Raw genomic sequence first — 17,936 nt, forward strand, 5'->3', positions numbered from 1 at the left:
TTATTTCACCAAGTCTTCAACGAATTTCGGCAGCACGAATGCTGCTTTGTGCAGACGAGGGGAATAGTATTTCGTATCCATCTCATCAATGGTGGACTCGTCCACTTCAAGCGGATCGTACGTTTTGCTGCCCATCGTAAAGGTCCACAGACCGCTCGGATAGGTTGGAATGTTCGCTCCATACACGCGCACGATCGGGAAGATTTCCTTCACGTCTCGGTTAACCTGCTGAATCAGGTCCGCCTTGAACCAAGGGTTGTCCGTTTGCGCTACGAAAATACCGTCTTCCTTCAGCGCCTCGTAGATTCCTTGATAGAATCCGCGCTCAAACAACGGAGCAGCCGGGCCCACAGGCTCTGTGGAATCTACCATAATAACGTCATATTCGTTCTTATGCTCAATAATGTGCATATATCCATCGTTAACCAGCACTTCAACCTTCGGATCGTCCAGCTTGCCGGCAATCTCGGGGAGGTACTGCTTCGAGTATTCAATGACTTTTCCATCGATTTCAACAAGTACAGCTTTCTCTACGCCCGGGTGCTTGATCACTTCGCGAATGACACCGCCGTCTCCGCCGCCGACAACAAGAACCTTCTTCGGATTTGGATGCGTGTTCAGTGCGGGGTGAGCGACCATCTCATGATAGACGAACTCGTCCTTGATCGTAGTCATGACCATGCCGTCCAGGACGAGCATGCGTCCAAATTCCTCGGTATCGATCATATCCAGTTGTTGAAACTCCGTCTTCTCATGTACAAACGTTTCCCGTATTTTCGCCGTAATGCCGAAAGTCGGCGTTTGTTTCTCCGTGTACCATAATTCCATCGTCTCTACCTTCTTTCCGCTAGAATAATGTTCAGCCGTCCAGATCCAAGCCGTAAAACTTTATTCGGGGCAGATGCCTTTTGCTTACAGTTTCACACTCTTTCTATTGTACCAAACAAATTAGATTATATTAAATCAAGCCCAAATTGCAACCAAAAGTTCCTGCGCATTAAAATCAAGACCATATCCTGGTCGTGTCATATGAATATCCTGCCCTTTCCAGCCCCATACTGTATAGAAAAGGAAGACGGCCAAGGAGAATGTAAACTCATCTTTTCAACCTTGGCATCCTCTGCTCTCAAACCTTACAAAAAGGACTGGAAGGAGACCCCCCATGCCGGGACAAAAAAAATCACCCAAGCGCAAACGTCGTTTCGTCCGGCTTGCTACATTTCTGTTTGTGCTCCTTGGCCTATCCATCATCGCCGGCGGCATTCTGCTCGCCTATTTATTTATAACGCCGCTGCCCGTCGCGGAAACATCCCGCTACTCGCGTCTGCTCGACAGTCAGGGAGATTTGATCGCCACCTTCTCTACTACGGGACACACATCCGAGCAGGTAAACCTGGCTGATATATCTCCCCTTCTGGTCCAGGCAACTTTGGCGGTAGAGGACCGGAAGTTCTACGATCATCCGGGGTTTGATATAAAAGGCATGGCCAGGGCCGTCCTGGTGAACCTGCAGCATATGGATCGCAAACAGGGAGCAAGCACATTAACCCAACAGCTCGCACGAAACTTATACCTATCTCATGAGAAAACGTGGACACGCAAACTCAAGGAGGCCAAATTCACCGCCCAGCTTGAGATGAAATATACCAAAGATCAGATACTCGAAATGTACCTGAACGAGATTTATTACGGCCACGGTGCTTATGGGATCGAGTCGGCGTCACAGCTGTACTTTGGCAAATCTGCAAAAAAACTGACCTTGGCCGAAAGCGCCCTGCTTGCCGGTATTCCAAAAGGGCCAACGTATTACTCACCCTACAATCATATGGACAATGCAGTCAAAAGACAGCATATCGTCCTGAACGCCATGGCGGAGACCGGATTTATTACGGAGACCGAAGCCGATAAAGCAGCCACAGCCAAGCTCGCCTTGCTGCCCCAGGACCGACAGGAGAACAAGGTGATTGCTTCCTACTTTCGCGACTACGTCCGCGGTCTTGTCACCAAGCAGCTCAACATGACGGAGAAGCAGCTCGAACAAGGCGGTCTTAACATTTATACGACCCTGGATCCTCAGGCACAAAAGGCTGCGGAGGAGGCCGTAGCGGAGGGCATGGACAGCAAGAGCGAGCTGGAGACGGCACTCGTATCTATCGACCCGCGGACCGGCCATATCAAAGCCATGGTTGGCGGCAAGAACTATCGCGAGAATCAATACAACCATGCGCTGGCTAAAACAAGGCAGCCTGGATCGGCTTTTAAGCCAATCATGTATTTAACCGCCATTGCATCCAAAGAGATGACAAGCACCAGCGTGTTTAACAGCCAGCCGACCCTATTTCATTATGATAACAATCGCAAAACCTACCAGCCCAGCAACTTTGGCGATAAGTATCTAGGGGAAATTCCGATGCGGGAAGCCATCGCCGCTTCGGACAATATATATGCTGTGAACACCATCATGCAGATTGGACCGGACAAAGTCGCTGACATGGCGAAAAAAATGGGCATCACAAGCCCGCTGGAGCCTGTCCCTTCCCTTGCTCTGGGCACCTCGCCTGTCAGCCCTTTGGAGATGGCCTCCGCCTACGCTGTCATGGCTAATAACGGTACTCGGGTCTCACCGGTCGCCGTACTGAGCATTACCGATGCGGCTGGCCGCAGCTTATATACAGCTCCGGAAGCTGCGGGGGAACAAATTGTTGAGCCCTCGGCAGCTTATGTGATGACACGCATGATGGAGGGCGTATTCGAGACCGGAGGAACGGGTAACCGCGTCTCTACTCTAATGAAGCGACCGGTCGCCGGGAAGACGGGTACAACCGACTCCGATGCCTGGCTTGTCGGGTATACCCCGGAGCTGTCTACCGCGGTATGGGTTGGATATGACAAGGGACGGGAAATCAGCAAAATTGACGGACGGCGGGCAGCCCCTATTTTTGCGCAGTATACGGAGACCGCACTGGAGAACGTGCCGCCCAAGATTTTTCCGATCCCGGATGACGTCATCAGCGCGTATATCGATCCGACGACAGGCAAGCTTGCAGGCTCTGATTGTCCCGATAAAATTCTGGAGGTATTCGTGAAGGGTACGGAGCCTACCGAATATTGTGGAGAGCACGGCAGTGGAGAGGCCCCGAAGAAAGCCAACCCTGCAGATGCTGCCGAGAAACAGGAGGAACGTTCCTGGTGGCAGGATTTTAAACGATGGTGGGTTGAGTAACACCAGAAACAACGCCATGCCCCAAAAAAACAGCAGGCTCTATCCCGGTAATCCCGAGAGAAAAGCCTGCTGTTTTTCATTTATTGCATATGTAAATACAACCCGTTAAAAGCCCGTGATATATCCGATCATGGAGTTGCCCAGTATGACGATCACGAGCATCACTGCGACATAAACCAGCAGAATCGCGTACAGTGGATCCAAACCGCCAACCATTCTTCTCTTATAGCTAGTCATGACCAATAGCGGTACGGTCATCAGGGTGCTAATGAAGGAAAGAAGGATGATCACCTTCGATATATCTCCATTCAGGAACAGGAACAGTAGGCTGACAACATAGAGCATAAGGAATAGTGTCAGCAAAGTGCCGAACCTGGCCATCACTTCCTTGAGCTTCACGGCCGGGTTAAACGACAGCTTGACCGCAGCGTAAGTAAAAACATTCAACAGGAACATAAATAATGCGATCCAAATGACAGGCTTAACGACAAGCTCGGCAAAGGCCCCCGCAGGCAAACCCTGCAGTTCATGGTGAAGCGTTGCATATATCGTGAGCGGAAGCAGCAGAACATACAGCAGCATGGATACCATCGCGTTTAAGAACTGACTACTGTCTGTGGCGACAGCCGCGCTGAACGGATGTTTGATCCCCTTGAGAAAGTATTCCCCATAGAGCTGTCCATACAATTTCAAGCTAGTCCAATAAGGATTCGGTTCCTCTTCTGCCTCTTCCCCATGCTGCCGACCTGCCGTTTGAAATGGAATGTCGGGCGGTGTATACACCGGCAGTGCGGGCTCTCCTTGGTTCGTCTGAGGCCTATCCCCTTTGCTGCTTACGCTTGTTCTATTGATGCTGTATACTTCCGATGCCGCCGCTTGCTCTTTCATGGCAGCAAAAACGGGTGACTCCTCGATAATCAGCCTTGCCCCACACTTCTTGCAATACTTCCCCTCTCCCGTTTCATATCGACATATTGGACAAGTCATACTCCTGCCTCCCCTGTTTATACACATCCGCAAATAGAAGGATAGGTATTCGATTATGTACGCATTCGAGTCGAAACGATGGCCTAGCCCGCTTAAGATGTGATGAGTTTATGTAGCGCTGGGCCGCAGGTTAACTTCTTGTGTGAATTTACATCTTTTTGCTAATAGTATAAGTTGGCCTGTAATGAAATGGAAGGATTTTCTGAAAAGAGGCGGTGCACCCTAACTGCTGCAATTGGTTCATACTATAGAGCTTGCAGATTTATTCTTAGACTGTGAAGCACTCGTGAACAATCAAACATTCGTTTGAATATAGTGTGGAAATCGGGTATATTATGATTAACAATCAAATAAACGTTTGAATATATAAAGTAAAGAGCACTTATTGCTCCTCATTCAAGGAGGTTGTTTTTTTATGAATGCCCGAACCATGAACGAAGAAGTCTCTCTTGAGCTGTGCGAAATAGAATGTCCTTCCACTGAAAGGGTTGCCTTGTTAAAAGACACGATCTCTGACGATGACATGAGCGGCATGGCGGAGATCTTCAAGGCCTTGGCAGACCCCACACGAGTTAAAGTGGCCTATATGCTGGATCGAGGTGGGGAGCTATGTGTCTGCGATGTGGCTGAGGTGCTTGGAAGCTCTACGGCAACAGCCTCCCATCATCTGCGCACGCTGAAGAACAAAGATATCGCCAAGTCCCGCAAAGCCGGGAAAAATGTATACTATTCCCTTAAAGACGATCATATCCGGACATTGCTTCATATGACGCTGGAGCATCAGAAGGAGAAGATGTAGATGAGCGCGAACCATCCTCAGCTTTCCAAATCATCTCCTGGCGCAAGTAACAGCCCACTTATTGAATATCGGGTTCAAGGCCTCTCTTGTCCCAACTGCACACGTGAGATGCAGGAAGAGATCCAGAAGCTGGACCACGGGGACAACGCCCGCCTGAGTTACAACAGCGGGAAGCTGATCCTCTCCCCCCATGTGGATCTATACCAGGTAGAGACCATTCTGAAAAGTGACGGCGCCCGTATCGTTCATGCCCCCCTGTCAGCCTCTTCGGATGCTGATGCGGACACTCATGACCCTTCATCCCATCAGCATCAACCGTCACATGAGCATGACCACGGTCATGCTCATGTGCAAAGTCATGGCGGCGATGGAAAAATGAAGTGGCTGCTAACCATCTCGGCTGTTTTTTATCTGCTGACCTTTATATTGGAAGGTAACGTTGCCGAGCCGGTTGTAATCGCATTGTATGCAGGTGCCATGATTCTGAGCGGATATACAACGTTCTTGCGCGGGCTGCGCAACCTGACCCGCTTCAAATTCAATATGGACACCCTGATGACCGTTGCACTCATTGGTGCTGTCATTATTGGGGAATGGCGGGAAGCCACGCTGGTTGCCATTCTGTTCGGCCTCAACGAGCTGCTGGAAGGCTACGGCATGAATCGGGCCCGGCAATCGATGGAGGCGCTGCTGGCCGCGGCACCGAAGGAAGCCGAGCTGTGGAAAGACGGTCAGGCCAAGCTGGTACCGATCACAAGCCTCTCTCCCGGTGATGTGGTCCGGGTAAGACCAGGCGAGAAAATTCCTTCCGACGGTGCCATATCCCAAGGAACCGGCGCTGTCAACGAGGCTGCCATTACGGGAGAATCCGTGCCTGTAACGAAACGGGAAGGCGATGCTGTCTACGGTGGCAGTGTAAGCACCGATGGTGTGCTTTACATCGCGATTTCGAAGGCCTACGAGGATTCTTCCCTTGCCAAGATCATGCATCTGGTACAGGAAGCGCAGGACAGCAAGACACCAACGGAGCTTTTTATTGATAAATTCGCTAAATATTATACGCCCGCCATCATGTTGATTGCGTTGGCCGTGACGCTGATTCCACCCTTATTGCTGAATCAGCCCTGGATGACCTGGATCTACCAGGGTCTGTCCATTCTGATCGTGGGATGTCCTTGTTCACTCGTGCTTTCCTCACCCATTGCACTTGTCAGCGGTATGACCCGTGCAGCACGCAACGGTATCCTGATCAAAGGCGGGGTCCATCTTGAGCAGCTTGGCCGGCTGGAAGCCATTGCTTTTGACAAGACAGGAACGCTGACCAAGGGTGAGCCGGCGGTCTATGCGGAAACGGTATACGATGAGAATAAATTCTATGGTGTTATCGGCGCACTGGAGCAGTCCTCTCTCCATCCGCTAGCCAAGGCCGTCATGAAACATCTGGAGATCAAGCAGCCGCAGTGCATGTTTAATGAACCTCAGCAGATTACAGTTTTGCCGGGCGAAGGGATTCGGGCTGAAATCGGTGGCAACTTATTCTGGGTTGGCAGCGAGGACGTGCTGAGACATGTTCAGGGACAGCAAGAACATATCCGCGCCGTGGAGGAAGACATCCGCCGATTGAAGAGCCAAGGCTACACCATCGTTGCAGCCGTAAGCGAGGAGCGCGTATTAGGTCAATTCGGACTCGCCGATGAGATCAGGCCGGAGACTGCGACTGTCGTTCCCAAGCTTCACGAGGCCGGTATCACCGATACGGTCATGCTGACAGGTGACCATGAGCAGTCCGCACAGACCATTGCGAAGCAGTCCGGGGTTACCCGTGTATTCGCAAGCCTGCTGCCGGAAGAAAAGGTTGCCAAGGTCAGGGAGCTTTCTTCCCGTAAAAAAACCGGCATGGTCGGTGACGGCATTAACGATGCCCCTGCGCTGGCGGCGGCCGATCTTGGCATCGCGATGGGCAAAGGAACCGACAGTGCCATTGAAACCGCCGACGTGGTGCTGATGCAGGATCACCTTGGGAAGCTGCCCGGGGCCATCAAAACGGCTAGACGGGTTAATCAGATTATTAAGTGGAATATCGGGCTCTCCCTGTCGCTGAAAGCCATCGCACTGCTGCTCACGATCCCGGGATGGCTGACACTTTGGATTGCGATTATCTCGGACATGGGAGCAACCATTATCGTTACCTTGCTGGGTCTCACCATCCTGCTGGGCAAGGATAAGGAGTTAAAGTCAGGATATTAATAATACCGGAGCTGTATCCCTTGTGGAGCAGCTCCGGTTTTTGTTTTTTCTATCTCTCATTTTTTACATGAACTCGTGATTTAGAGAAACATTTTCCATTAGCCAGACGTTTAAATAGATGGGAGTGATAACCACCAAGGAGGAATTTCATGAAAACCGTTCAATTCATTAAATTAGCAGGCACCGCATCCTTAGCACTTTCATTAATGTTCACGTCTTCATCCCTCATAACCGTACCTGCCCATGCAGCAGAAGCCTCAACATCACAGAGCAAAGCCTGGGGCGCTCTGGATGTGAAGCATAAACCATATACAAATAAGGGCGTATTGTTTATACCGCTGAAGGAAGTTTCTGAACAGTTGCATCTGCAGCTTACGATTCCAGGGAAAAACGAGCTGTATATCAACAGTCCGAAACAATCTGTTCGCATTACAGTTGGACAGTCACGCGCAGTCAATTCCAAGGGCACCGTTCTGAAGCTTGAAGCTGCACCAGTGGTAAAAAAAGGTGTGACCTACGTTCCAGCCAGTCTCATTACCAAGGGTTTCAGCATTCCCCTCAAGTATGACAGTAAATCCGGGCTAACGACGACCTTTGGCTCACAGGGAGGCTATGCCTATACTGCTGTTGGCAATGTCCTGTTCTGGGTCAACCGCGATTATGGGACACTGTTGATGGGTAAAGCCGGAACCACGCCTGTCCAAGTCGGCCGTTTACCGGTTGAGAATCTGGAACTTCTGAGCATAAGCGCACATCGAATCAACAGCAGCACCTACGTTGCCGATATTACGAACGATTACGGCGAGCCGCATATTCATCAAGAGAGATACCGTGTGCTTATTCAAGACAACAAAATTCTCAAGGATTCCAAAACCAGCCACTCCAATTTTGCCGGGATCAATTACAGCAGAGACCAACTCAGCTACAAAGGCAACATCGCGATGATGAATGGCAGTACGCTGGAGCTGGTACATCCAACGGGTAAAACGGTCAAGACCTACAATCTCGCTGAGCTTACAGGCGTGGATGACCAATTTATAATCGAGGCCATTGAGGGGGACTTCCTGCTCGTCCGTCCGTATAAACAAGCTACACTGTACGTCGTACATCCTGCCGGCAGCACAGCGAAGCTGATCTATCCTGAACTTCTGGATGCCGATAGCAAGGACATGATTGAAGAGTATCCATCCAATGAAGTCGGCTATTTCGGTGACGGGCTGACTTATAAAGGATATGCCAATGGTAAGCTGAGTTTCGATTTCAAAAACCCTTTCTTGGGGAAAATCGCGAAGCACACCTACACACTGCCTTTTTAAAAAAACAGAAAACCTGCAGGATTCGTTATGAATCCTGCAGGTTCTTTATTATGTCAGGCTTATCATATAACTTGCCGATTTCATGATTCCGTTGTCTGAAGAGCATCCTTGAACTCGTCCGGTGAAGCATTCCACCATTCTTCGTTGCGTGAGATCAACAGTTCACGCAGCGCCTTCTTCTCTACATCACCCAGGCCATCCAGATTGATTTTGCGTTTCATGGCCGCATCCATTTTATTGACATGATCCGCGAGGATCTTCCAGCCTCGGCGGGCCTCATGGTCTATCCACATCTCGCAGGCAGTCATGCCTGCATAATGCTGACCTTCCACAGTACGGTCTACAGCCACCCACACGATCCACACCTGGCGTCCATTGGGAACGTCATCGCGATTCATGCTGAAACGAATTCCCTTCTCCACCTTGCTCTTGGCATGCATCGCTCCAATATCCACTCGAGCCTCACCATTGTCGATGATGACAGGAGACAAACTATTCAGATCGATGGAGCCTGATCCAAACCCCTTATGCTTACTCTTGCTATTAATAATATTCAAAGCGATCTGCTTCTTGGCACCCTGCTTCTGATCTTCATTCTCCACTGCTGCCGACCTCCTATATTCAGAGCCGATCCTTACGTGACGGCTGCCAAATTTGATAACCATGTCCCAATAATTTTATTTTAACTAATAATCCCCCAAAAGCAAACATATACATGCACTAGATGCTTGTCAACGGGAGGTTGTTCGATATGGTCCCACCACGTGCCAAAGTCTTTCTATCATCCTTGCTCGCCCTTGGATTGCTTGCAGGATCGATGCCGATATTTCTGAATCCAGGGTCCTCAGCGTCCGCCCTTGCCCCAAATGCGGGCAAGCCCTCGGTCTCCGCCGTGGAGAAGTCCCCTCTCTCGCCGCCTAAGGTGCAGCCTGATGTTCCCGCTCCGGCGCTGAGCGACCGTTTAGTGGAATATCACATGGATGTTCGGTACGAGCCTGAAGAGAACAAGCTTAAGGGCAAACAGACACTCACTTGGACCCATCCAGGCAAAAAAAGCGTAAACGAGCTGTACTTTCATTTGTATCCCAATGCATTTTCATCCAACGAAACAACGTTCATGAAGGAATCGGGCGGCAGATTGCGTTCCGATCCTATGCCTGATGACGGATACGGCTCCATGACCATTACCAGCGTGAAAACAACCGAAGGCCTGGCCTTGACGCATCGCCTTCAATTCGTTCAACCGGATGACGGCAATATCAAGGATCACAGCCTTGTCAAACTAAGATTGCCAAAACCCATAAAAAGTGGGGAAAGCATCACCATCCATATGGAGTTTGAAGTCGAGCTTCCCAAAATATTTGCGCGCATGGGCACCACCGAGAATTTTATTATGGCTGGCCAATGGTTCCCTAAAATTTCAGTCTATGAGCCGGCAGGTCTTCGTGGAAGAACGGATGAGGGATGGAACCTCCATCAATATCACGGCAACTCCGAGTTCTATTCCAACTTCGGCATCTACAGCGTTCGAATCCGGGTTCCCGAAAATTATATTGTTGCCGCTACCGGATTCCCGACGAAGCCCGCACAGAAGACGAATGGCGAGAAGGTTTATCAATTCTATGCGGACGATGTCCATGATTTTGCCTGGTCAGCATCACCGAACTTTGTCACGGCAGAAGAAGCCTTCTCTGCGCCAGGTGTACCGGGTGTCCGCATCAAGCTGTATCTCGATCCTGTGCATAAAGACTTAAAGGACCGATACTTCGATGCTGCCAAATCCGCACTTGCTTCGTTTGGTAAATGGTATGGATCCTATCCATACTCCACGTTGTCCATCGTGGTGCCGCCTGAATCGGGCAACGGTGCCGGCGGCATGGAGTATCCGACGCTGGTAACTGCCTTCGGTGCCAGAAATGATTCACCGGGGTACGAGCTGGAACGAACCGTCATCCATGAGATCGCCCATCAATATTTTTACGGGATTATTGCGAATAACGAGTTTGAGGAAGCCTGGCTGGACGAGGCCTTTGCGACCTATGCTGAAGAGAGAGTGATGGAGAAGGAATACGGTATTACCTCCAACACCGCAGCTCAAGGAGCGTCGATTACCTCACCTGCACCGCTGAAAATGGATTCCTGGAAATACAGCTCCCACGAAAACTATGCACTGAACGTTTACACGAGAGGGAAACTTGTACTGCAAGGCATAGAACGGCAGGTCGGTCCGCGGATGATGGAGAAGATTCTGAACACCTATGCCCAGAAATACCGTTTCAAGCACCCCACCACGTCCGACTTCCAGAAGGTTGTTGAACAAGTAAGCAAAACCTCCTGGCAGTCTTATTTTGACCAGTATGTATATGGAAACCAAATGGCGGACGTCGCAATCGATCTGATCAAAACCAAAAATAAAGGGACGCAGGACAATCCAGAGTATGAATCTACGGTCAAGATTACAAGCAAAGACGGAGATGTAACCGATGTCCCGATCATATTTGCGTTCGAGGACGGCAAGACCGTGGAGCGAACCTGGAGTGGCAAGGACGGTAAAGTCACTTACACTCTGGACTACACCTCGCCGCTATCCTGGGCGATGGTTGACCCGAAATACTCCATGGTTCTTGAGAACAAACACATCAATAATTATATGAAGGCAGGAATGGATCCGAAAGTGGTGACACGCTGGAATCTCAGCATTACCAAACTCGTGGAGACGCTGTTCGGCAGCCTGTCATGGTGAGGGGGGAGCACATGAAAACTTATGCAGGTCAAGGGTGGACCAGTGTTAAAGACCAATTATACGTCTCTATTCTGCTCTTCTTATACCGTTTGCTGTGGGGATATTGCCTGTACCGACTTGTAAAATCAGCCGTCGTTCCCCTTCTGATGCGGTATCCAGACTCTGCACCTAACGAACTGAGCCGGCTATTGTTCTTCTACGAGGGAGAGATGAGCCTGACGTTAAGCAATACGGTCCATACCTACGGATGGCTTCTGGCTGGATTGCTGCTCATCCGGATGGTGCTCACCCCGCTCATACGGGCAGGCATCTTCTATAACCTCCACCAGGAAGCCCAGGGTGAACGCGGCTTGTTCTTCTTCACGGGGATGCAGAAGCTGTGGAAACCCGTGACGATATTCTATCTGATCGAGTTGATCCTCACCTTTGCTCCCGGCTACTGGATTGTGCCCAAAATTCTCCCGATCCTGCTCAACGGCATCCAGGAGCCCGCTCTGCTGCTCCACGCGCTGCCCTATGCGGCAGGCTGGTTCCTGTATGCCTATCTGATTCGGATATCCCTGCTCTATATGCAGTTTGGCCGTATCGGTGATTCCGGTATGATCAGCTCTATTCTAACTCTCTTCAACAATCTGGGCACGGCAGTCCTCCTGTCCATAACCGTGGGCGGTGCCGCCGTTGTTATACTTCTGCTCCTTAGCTCTGCCTCACTCATCTGGGCAGGACTGATCGGTTTAATTATTCAGCAGGCCTCCTATTTTCTAAATGGACTTTTCCAAATTTGGGTAATTTCCTCCCAGTATCATCTGTGGAAATCATCATCCTCACAGCACTCCTAGAAGTTACATTTCGTTACAATAGTATGATCGACAGGCTCGCGAATAAACTGTAACCGGAAGCGACATGGATCTTAATCCCTGCCATTTTTACAGAAAATAGGATTTCATTTATCCTCCATATTACAAATTTCAGAGCGCGAAATTACAAAAAAACCCGTTCCAGCATGACTGGGACAGGTTTTTTTGTTTAAATATACACTTTCCTCGTTTGCCAAAATGTTAATACTCTGCTAAAATAACGAATATGTTAGTAACAACTTTGTCATCTTTACTGTAACTTTTGCTGGAACTATGTTATTTCGTTAATCATGTTGGAACGTCAGACGTCAATGAATGGGTTCATCAACATTTTAAGGAGCCGAATTCCCATATCGATTGGGAAGCGGGGGATCCGTTTTGGGTGAATTGATCTCGCAAGAGAGGGATCATAGGGGACCTTCAACCGAACCCTTAAGCTAACCTCGCAGGCATTGGAAGGAGCATTTCGTTTTGAAAAAGAAGTTAACGGCCGTTTCTCTCGGCCTGGCCCTCGCGCTCACATTAGGGACCGGAAGCGCTTTCGCCGATTCCAAATTAAATACCGCAATCAAACCAGCCATTGGTGTATCTTATAAAACAGGTGGAACCACAACAAATGGTTTTGACTGCTCCGGCTTCACCACCTATGTTTACAAGAAGCTTGGTCTCAGCCTGCCACGAACATCTACCGCTCAATACAAGGTAGGTACGGCAGTATCCAAGAGCAATTTGAAAGCTGGCGATCTCGTGTTCTTTAACACATCCGGTAAAGGTGTATCTCATGTGGGTATTTATGTTGGGGGTGGAAAGTTCGCTCATTCCTCATCTTCTCGCGGTGTCATTGTCAGTCCGCTAAGCCAAAGCTATTACGCACAGCGCTATGTGGGCGCTAAGCGAGTGATGAGTCAAAGCACGTACAAGTCTGTAGCTGTAAACTACAACTAATTGGAACTTTATTGATTTATCCTTATAAGAGAGCCCTGGAGTTTTGAGATTGTGCCGATCTCACCCAGCGGCTTTTTTCTTTTGTTCACTGTGTATACCTCTATAACGTTTGGGACAACGAAAAAGTTCCCTCTTTTCAAAAAAAATATAAATTTATTAATTCAGAAACAACTTCATCAGCATTATTGGCAGCCCTTCATAAAGATCCTTACCTTTTATATACCCTTCCCGGCCTTCATTAAACGCATATTGGAAAATAATTGATTATACCTGACACTTCGACAGCTGATGCTATTGAATAATAGCGAAAATCATCAAGAAATAATTGCCAAGCTTGTTTGCTGTCTGATAGAATGGGTACAGTAACAACTTTGTCATTAATGTAAGTGCTTTAATACATAGATTACGATTGCCGAATTCCCATGGATATGGGAAGCGGGGGAACCATTTACGGGTGAATTGATCTTGCTGTCAAGGGATCATAGGGGACCTTCAACCGAACCCTCAAGCTAACCTCGCAGGCAGCGGAAGGAGCTCTTCATGCTGAAGAAGACGTTATCAGCGGCAGCCCTGAGTATTACGTTACTGTTCACTTCAGGCATTGGCAGCGTGTTTGCCGATAGTGCGCTGGACCAGGAAATTGATAAGGTATTGGGTACAAGATATAGTTATGGAGGTACAACCACGAGCGGATTTGACTGCTCCGGTTTTACCATGTATGTGTATGCCAAACTCGGCCTGAAGCTCCCGCATCAATCCGGCTCTCAATTCGATATGGGGACAAGCATAACCCGCAAAGATCTGCGGGCTGGCGATTTGGTGTTCTTCAATACAACGGGGAGCGGTATATCCCATGTTGGCATTTATGTAGGCGATGGCAAGTTCGCCCATGCCTCGTCGAATCGAGGTGTCGTCATCAACCGACTTGCTGAGGATTACTATGATCAGCGTTACGTCGGTGCCAAACGCATCATGAGTGATGATAAGTATGAACAATCGGCCGATACATCATCTTAGATGATAGAGGCTGACGATCCAGTGCACAGACCTACTGCCCGTTAAAGGAGAGCTCGCCTCTCTTTGACGGGCTTTTTCATGCAGCTCGCTCCCTTATATAAAGGGTACATGGATAATATACGAATGGAGGAAACTACCAATGGATGTTACCCCTATTTCATTTCGCGCCGTCATCATGCGTGAGGAACACGCTGAAGAAATATGCACCTGGTCCTATCCCCATCCTTACGATATCTATGGCTTCCTTCCTTGGGAGCAGATGAAGGGGCTCGAGGTGGAATTTGGCGATCCGATCATACGCCAGCAGCAATATATCTCGATTCTGGATGACCAGGATTCTCTGTGGGGGTTTGCCCAGCTGTTTCCCATGCACGAAGTGACACGGATCGGGCTTGGCATGCGGCCTGATTGGTGCGGGCGTGGAATGGGTAAACGATTTATGCAGACCATAACGCAGGAGGCCAGGCGCAGGAGGCCTACGGATGAGATTGATCTGGAAGTAATGACCTGGAATGAGCGTGCGATCCGTGCTTATGAAGGGGCGGGATTTCGCATCACCGATACGTATGAGCGGCTTACTCCGCAGGGAAAAGGCATTTTCCACTGTATGGTGTATGAGCCTCCAGCAAATGAGGAATAGTAATTCTGTCTATATGAAAAAGCACAAATTTGTGTATTTTTTATGAAGCCTCTTTGGATCGTTGCTTTTTTTGTCACAACTGGCTATGCTGTCTAGGGATGTTGGTTTATAATGGAGACAAGTGCAAAAGTGCAGTATACATAGAAGGGACGAAATGACGATGCAAAAATGGATCATGAGCGGATTGTTCTTCGTCGCATGTGCGTTGGCTATCGCGCTGATGTTTACGCTCCCGGGTAAGGAACAGGTAGCCCAGGAAGAGAAGCCGACCATGCCGGAAGTGACTCTCGATGCTGCCGCAGCGGAAGCAACACTGAAAGCAAGCTGCATTAGCTGTCACGGTGACCAGCTTCAAGGCGGCGCTGGACCAGCTCTGAATCAGGTAGGCGGACATATGGATGCGGATGCCATCTTCAACGTTGTAACCAAAGGTCGTAAAGGAATGCCTTCCTTTAAAGATCAGCTGAAGCCTGAAGAAATCGCAAACATCGCGCTGTACCTTGCTGAGAAAAAATAAAATCAGCTTACACGCAAAACACGCTTGATATCCGGAGAACCTACCGGTGCAAGCGTGTTTTTACATTAATTGGGGCCTATGGCGATTCTAACATCCTCATTGTCTCCCGCTTCAATTACTCCGCCTTGCTGTCCTTGGAACGACTCTTCTCGTAGGCCTCGTTAAATTGCTGCGCTTCCTTAATATCCACAGCCGTAATGCCGCCGTCATCCCATGAAGTAAGACGCAGCGTAACAACTTTATAATCTATGGTGATGTAGGGGTGATGTCCGAAAGCTTCCGAAATAGCTGCCACTTCATCAACAAAAGCGATTCCCTTCATGAAGGAGGAAAAGGTATACTTTCGTACAATCCATCTCCCTTGCTCAAACTCCCAACCCTCAAGCTTTTCCAGATGAGCTTCTACTTCTTGCTGCGTATAAAGCATCTTTTATCTTCCTCCCCGAAAAAAACCTATCGTAAAGCCGACTGACACATTGTATTGGCATTCTGTCATCTATTCTATTCTGCCCTGTATCTGTTCATAACTGACGTGATTATACAAGAGCTACAAAGGCCAGTTCTTCTTCACCAATCAAAATATGTATTCGATGGTTGGTCTGGTCATGCATGACAACGCCGCTGCCCACGCTAATAACCGGTTCGGTACCCAAAGCGTAGAACAAATCCTCTGCCAGCGCCTCATGAACCTCCGTTTTCTCGGCCTCGCCCAGATTGTTCCATTCCTCCGCTTCCATTTCAAAGAAGACATAGCTGTCGGAAATTCTCCCAACTGCTTCCGTTAATTCTGCCAGAATTTCGCCGTAATCTCTTCCGTGCTTAACGCCCATCTCGATCACTCCTTTCCTTGCCGTACTTAGCCTCGTTTCCCTTCCTTCCATTATACCGGAAATTACAACTAAAAAAAAAAGCCCGACCTGACGATAAATAGGATAACGCCCCACAAAAGGCGCCCGGTTCTCCATGAGAGCCGCTCTGACGAATGGATTCGTTATTTTATTTCTCACGGATGAGGTGTGGTATGGAAATTTCAACAATTATAGGCTTAATCATCGGTATCGTCGCGGTAGTGGTGGGCATGCTTCTGAAAGGCGCCTCCCTTCTCGCTCTGTATAATCCGGCAGCCTATCTAATCATTCTTGGCGGCACGGCAGCAACCTTATTCATCGGGTTTCCACTAGTCGAGCTGAAAAAGATTCCAAAGCTGGTCAAGATGACCTTTCTCAAACAGAATCTGATGGACAAAACGGACATGATCAAGCTGTTTATGGAATGGGCTTCGATCACACGCCGTGAAGGACTGCTCGCGCTGGAGACCAAGGTCGATGAGATTGATGACACCTTCCTGCGTAACGGTATGCGTATGATCATCGATGGAAATGATCAGGAATTCGTACGCGATGTATTAATGGAAGATATTAATGCCACCGAGGAACGCCATCGCTCTGGCGCCTTGATCTTCTCCCAGGCGGGTATGTATGCACCATCCCTTGGGGTACTTGGAGCCGTTATCGGCCTGATCGCTGCACTTTCCCATATGGAAGATATGGGAGAACTTGCCCATGCGATTGGAGCTGCATTTATTGCTACCCTGCTTGGTATCTTCACCGGTTATGTCATCTGTCATCCCATTGCGAACAAGCTGAAGCGTCTATCCAAACGCGAAGTTGAAATCCGCTTGATGATGGTAGAAGGCCTGCTGTCCATTCAATCCGGTGTGTCCACCATCGCAATTAATCAGAAGCTCTCCGTGTTCCTGACACCGTCCGAACGGGCTGAGCTCAGTGAGAGGGAGGCTGGTGCTAGTGAGCAAAAAGACTAGGCACGAGCCGCATGAGGAGCATGCCGATGAATCCTGGCTCCTTCCTTATGCAGACCTTTTGACATTGCTTCTGGCCTTGTTCCTGGTGCTTTACGCCATGAGCGCGACCGATGCACGCAAATTTCAAGAGATGAGCGAAGCCTTCAGCGTTGCTCTCACCGGGGGTACCGGCGTGCTGGATTACAGCAAAACGCTGCCCAGCGAAGATCCGCCGAACGTTAATGATCATAAGGCATCGTCCCCTAACGTTCCCGCTACAACCCCTGACCAAAGACGGGCTGAGTTAATGCGCCAAGAACAAGAGGACCTGGAGAAACTGAAGAAGCAGCTTGATAACTATATTAAAAATAACGGTTTAACTTCGGAGCTCAGCACGAAGCTGAATCACTCCCAGCTCGTCATTACGATACGGGACAACGCCTTGTTCCCTTCCGGCGAAGCCGTTGTGAAGCCTGAGGCCCGTAAGCTGGCCAAAGCCATCTCACAAATGCTGCACAAGTTCCCGGATTATGAAATCATCGTATCCGGCCATACGGATAATGTCCCGATCGCCAACAGCAGGTATCCTTCCAACTGGGACCTGAGCTCGGATCGAGCTTTGCAGTTTATGAAAATACTGCTGACCAACTCTGCGCTTGATCCGAAACGGTTCATGCCGATTGGCTACGGCGAATACCATCCGATCGCCGATAACAAAACCGAAGCCGGACGAGCCAAGAACCGCAGGGTTGAGGTATCCATTATACGTAAATATCAGGATAGTGCAACCTTTACCAACGTTGAAGATGTAACCGACGGAAATTAGTCACTACAGACTATAACA

At 49.2% G+C, this 17,936-nt stretch carries 17 protein-coding genes and 2 riboswitches; of the genes, 12 read left to right on the forward strand and 5 right to left on the reverse strand.

The genetic code is table 11. The annotated features are described in order from the left end of the window. On the reverse strand, nt 1-828 hold the full coding sequence (speE, locus tag B9D94_RS27955; RefSeq protein WP_036642913.1) for a polyamine aminopropyltransferase: 828 nt from the start codon (nt 826-828) through the stop codon (nt 1-3). A 334-nt stretch (nt 829-1,162) separates the two neighbouring features. Between speE and B9D94_RS27960 the strand changes: the two genes are divergently transcribed. Beyond that, nucleotides 1,163-3,223 (forward strand): transglycosylase domain-containing protein, encoded by a 2,061-nt coding sequence (locus B9D94_RS27960; protein ID WP_148248501.1) that lies wholly within the window; start codon nt 1,163-1,165, stop codon nt 3,221-3,223. A 105-nt stretch (nt 3,224-3,328) separates the two neighbouring features. On the opposite strand, the gene B9D94_RS27965 is transcribed toward B9D94_RS27960, so the two are convergent. After that, nucleotides 3,329-4,210, reverse strand: a complete 882-nt coding sequence (locus tag B9D94_RS27965; protein ID WP_036642910.1) for a hypothetical protein — start codon at nt 4,208-4,210, stop codon at nt 3,329-3,331. 415 nt (nt 4,211-4,625) lie between these two features. On the opposite strand from B9D94_RS27965, the gene B9D94_RS27970 reads away from it, so the two are divergent. From B9D94_RS27970 to B9D94_RS27980, 3 genes are all read left to right on the forward strand, one after another. Next, the gene (locus B9D94_RS27970; RefSeq protein WP_006207484.1) at nt 4,626-5,009 is read left to right on the forward strand and encodes an ArsR/SmtB family transcription factor; all 384 of its coding nucleotides are present in this window, start codon (nt 4,626-4,628) and stop codon (nt 5,007-5,009) included. Further along, nucleotides 5,010-7,256, forward strand: coding sequence for a heavy metal translocating P-type ATPase (locus B9D94_RS27975; RefSeq protein WP_148248502.1), 2,247 nt, complete (start codon nt 5,010-5,012; stop codon nt 7,254-7,256). It abuts the gene before it with no gap. A gap of 149 nt (nt 7,257-7,405) precedes the next feature. Beyond that, complete coding sequence (locus B9D94_RS27980; protein WP_148248503.1) at nt 7,406-8,572, forward strand: stalk domain-containing protein; 1,167 nt, start codon at nt 7,406-7,408, stop codon at nt 8,570-8,572. Between the two features lie 80 nt (nt 8,573-8,652). On the opposite strand, the gene B9D94_RS27985 is transcribed toward B9D94_RS27980, so the two are convergent. Continuing rightward, nucleotides 8,653-9,174, reverse strand: a complete 522-nt coding sequence (locus B9D94_RS27985; RefSeq protein ID WP_036642903.1) for a YwhD family protein — start codon at nt 9,172-9,174, stop codon at nt 8,653-8,655. Between the two features lie 149 nt (nt 9,175-9,323). On the opposite strand from B9D94_RS27985, the gene B9D94_RS27990 reads away from it, so the two are divergent. The 6 genes from B9D94_RS27990 to B9D94_RS28015 all read left to right on the forward strand — a co-directional run bounded on the left by B9D94_RS27990 (nt 9,324) and on the right by B9D94_RS28015 (nt 15,291). Next, nucleotides 9,324-11,315 carry a M1 family metallopeptidase gene (locus tag B9D94_RS27990; RefSeq protein WP_063478240.1) on the forward strand — a complete coding sequence of 664 codons (1,992 nt, stop codon included), beginning with the start codon at nt 9,324-9,326 and terminating at the stop codon, nt 11,313-11,315. 11 nt (nt 11,316-11,326) lie between these two features. Continuing rightward, nucleotides 11,327-12,154, forward strand: coding sequence for a hypothetical protein (locus B9D94_RS27995; RefSeq protein ID WP_063478239.1), 828 nt, complete (start codon nt 11,327-11,329; stop codon nt 12,152-12,154). Between the two features lie 346 nt (nt 12,155-12,500). After that, nucleotides 12,501-12,639: riboswitch (cyclic di-AMP (ydaO/yuaA leader) on the forward strand. 4 nt (nt 12,640-12,643) lie between these two features. Continuing rightward, complete coding sequence (locus B9D94_RS28000; RefSeq protein WP_006207479.1) at nt 12,644-13,117, forward strand: C40 family peptidase; 474 nt, start codon at nt 12,644-12,646, stop codon at nt 13,115-13,117. Nucleotides 13,118-13,517: 400 nt separating this feature from the next. Then, a riboswitch (cyclic di-AMP (ydaO/yuaA leader) is annotated at nt 13,518-13,656 on the forward strand. Between the two features lie 4 nt (nt 13,657-13,660). Continuing rightward, nucleotides 13,661-14,134 carry a C40 family peptidase gene (locus B9D94_RS28005; protein ID WP_036642931.1) on the forward strand — a complete coding sequence of 158 codons (474 nt, stop codon included), beginning with the start codon at nt 13,661-13,663 and terminating at the stop codon, nt 14,132-14,134. 139 nt (nt 14,135-14,273) lie between these two features. Then, nucleotides 14,274-14,774, forward strand: coding sequence for a GNAT family N-acetyltransferase (locus B9D94_RS28010; protein ID WP_148248504.1), 501 nt, complete (start codon nt 14,274-14,276; stop codon nt 14,772-14,774). A gap of 160 nt (nt 14,775-14,934) precedes the next feature. Next, nucleotides 14,935-15,291, forward strand: a complete 357-nt coding sequence (locus B9D94_RS28015; RefSeq protein ID WP_006207476.1) for a c-type cytochrome — start codon at nt 14,935-14,937, stop codon at nt 15,289-15,291. A 115-nt stretch (nt 15,292-15,406) separates the two neighbouring features. Here B9D94_RS28015 and B9D94_RS28020 read toward each other — a convergent pair whose 3' ends face one another. Further along, nucleotides 15,407-15,718 (reverse strand): 4a-hydroxytetrahydrobiopterin dehydratase, encoded by a 312-nt coding sequence (locus B9D94_RS28020; RefSeq protein ID WP_006207475.1) that lies wholly within the window; start codon nt 15,716-15,718, stop codon nt 15,407-15,409. Nucleotides 15,719-15,827: 109 nt separating this feature from the next. After that, nucleotides 15,828-16,121: a hypothetical protein gene (locus B9D94_RS28025; protein WP_006207474.1), complete on the reverse strand. Its 294-nt coding sequence runs from the start codon at nt 16,119-16,121 to the stop codon at nt 15,828-15,830. Nucleotides 16,122-16,312: 191 nt separating this feature from the next. On the opposite strand from B9D94_RS28025, the gene motA reads away from it, so the two are divergent. Continuing rightward, on the forward strand, nt 16,313-17,113 hold the full coding sequence (gene motA / locus B9D94_RS28030; protein ID WP_006207473.1) for a flagellar motor stator protein MotA: 801 nt from the start codon (nt 16,313-16,315) through the stop codon (nt 17,111-17,113). After that, complete coding sequence (gene motB, locus B9D94_RS28035) at nt 17,097-17,918, forward strand: flagellar motor protein MotB (RefSeq protein WP_006207472.1); 822 nt, start codon at nt 17,097-17,099, stop codon at nt 17,916-17,918. The genes motA and motB overlap by 17 nt, the downstream gene beginning before the upstream one ends. Nucleotides 17,919-17,936: the final 18 nt, after the last annotated feature.

The sequence above is a fragment of the Paenibacillus sp. Cedars genome (genome assembly GCF_003184205.1).
GTDB lineage: Bacteria > Bacillota > Bacilli > Paenibacillales > Paenibacillaceae > Paenibacillus_AQ > Paenibacillus_AQ glucanolyticus.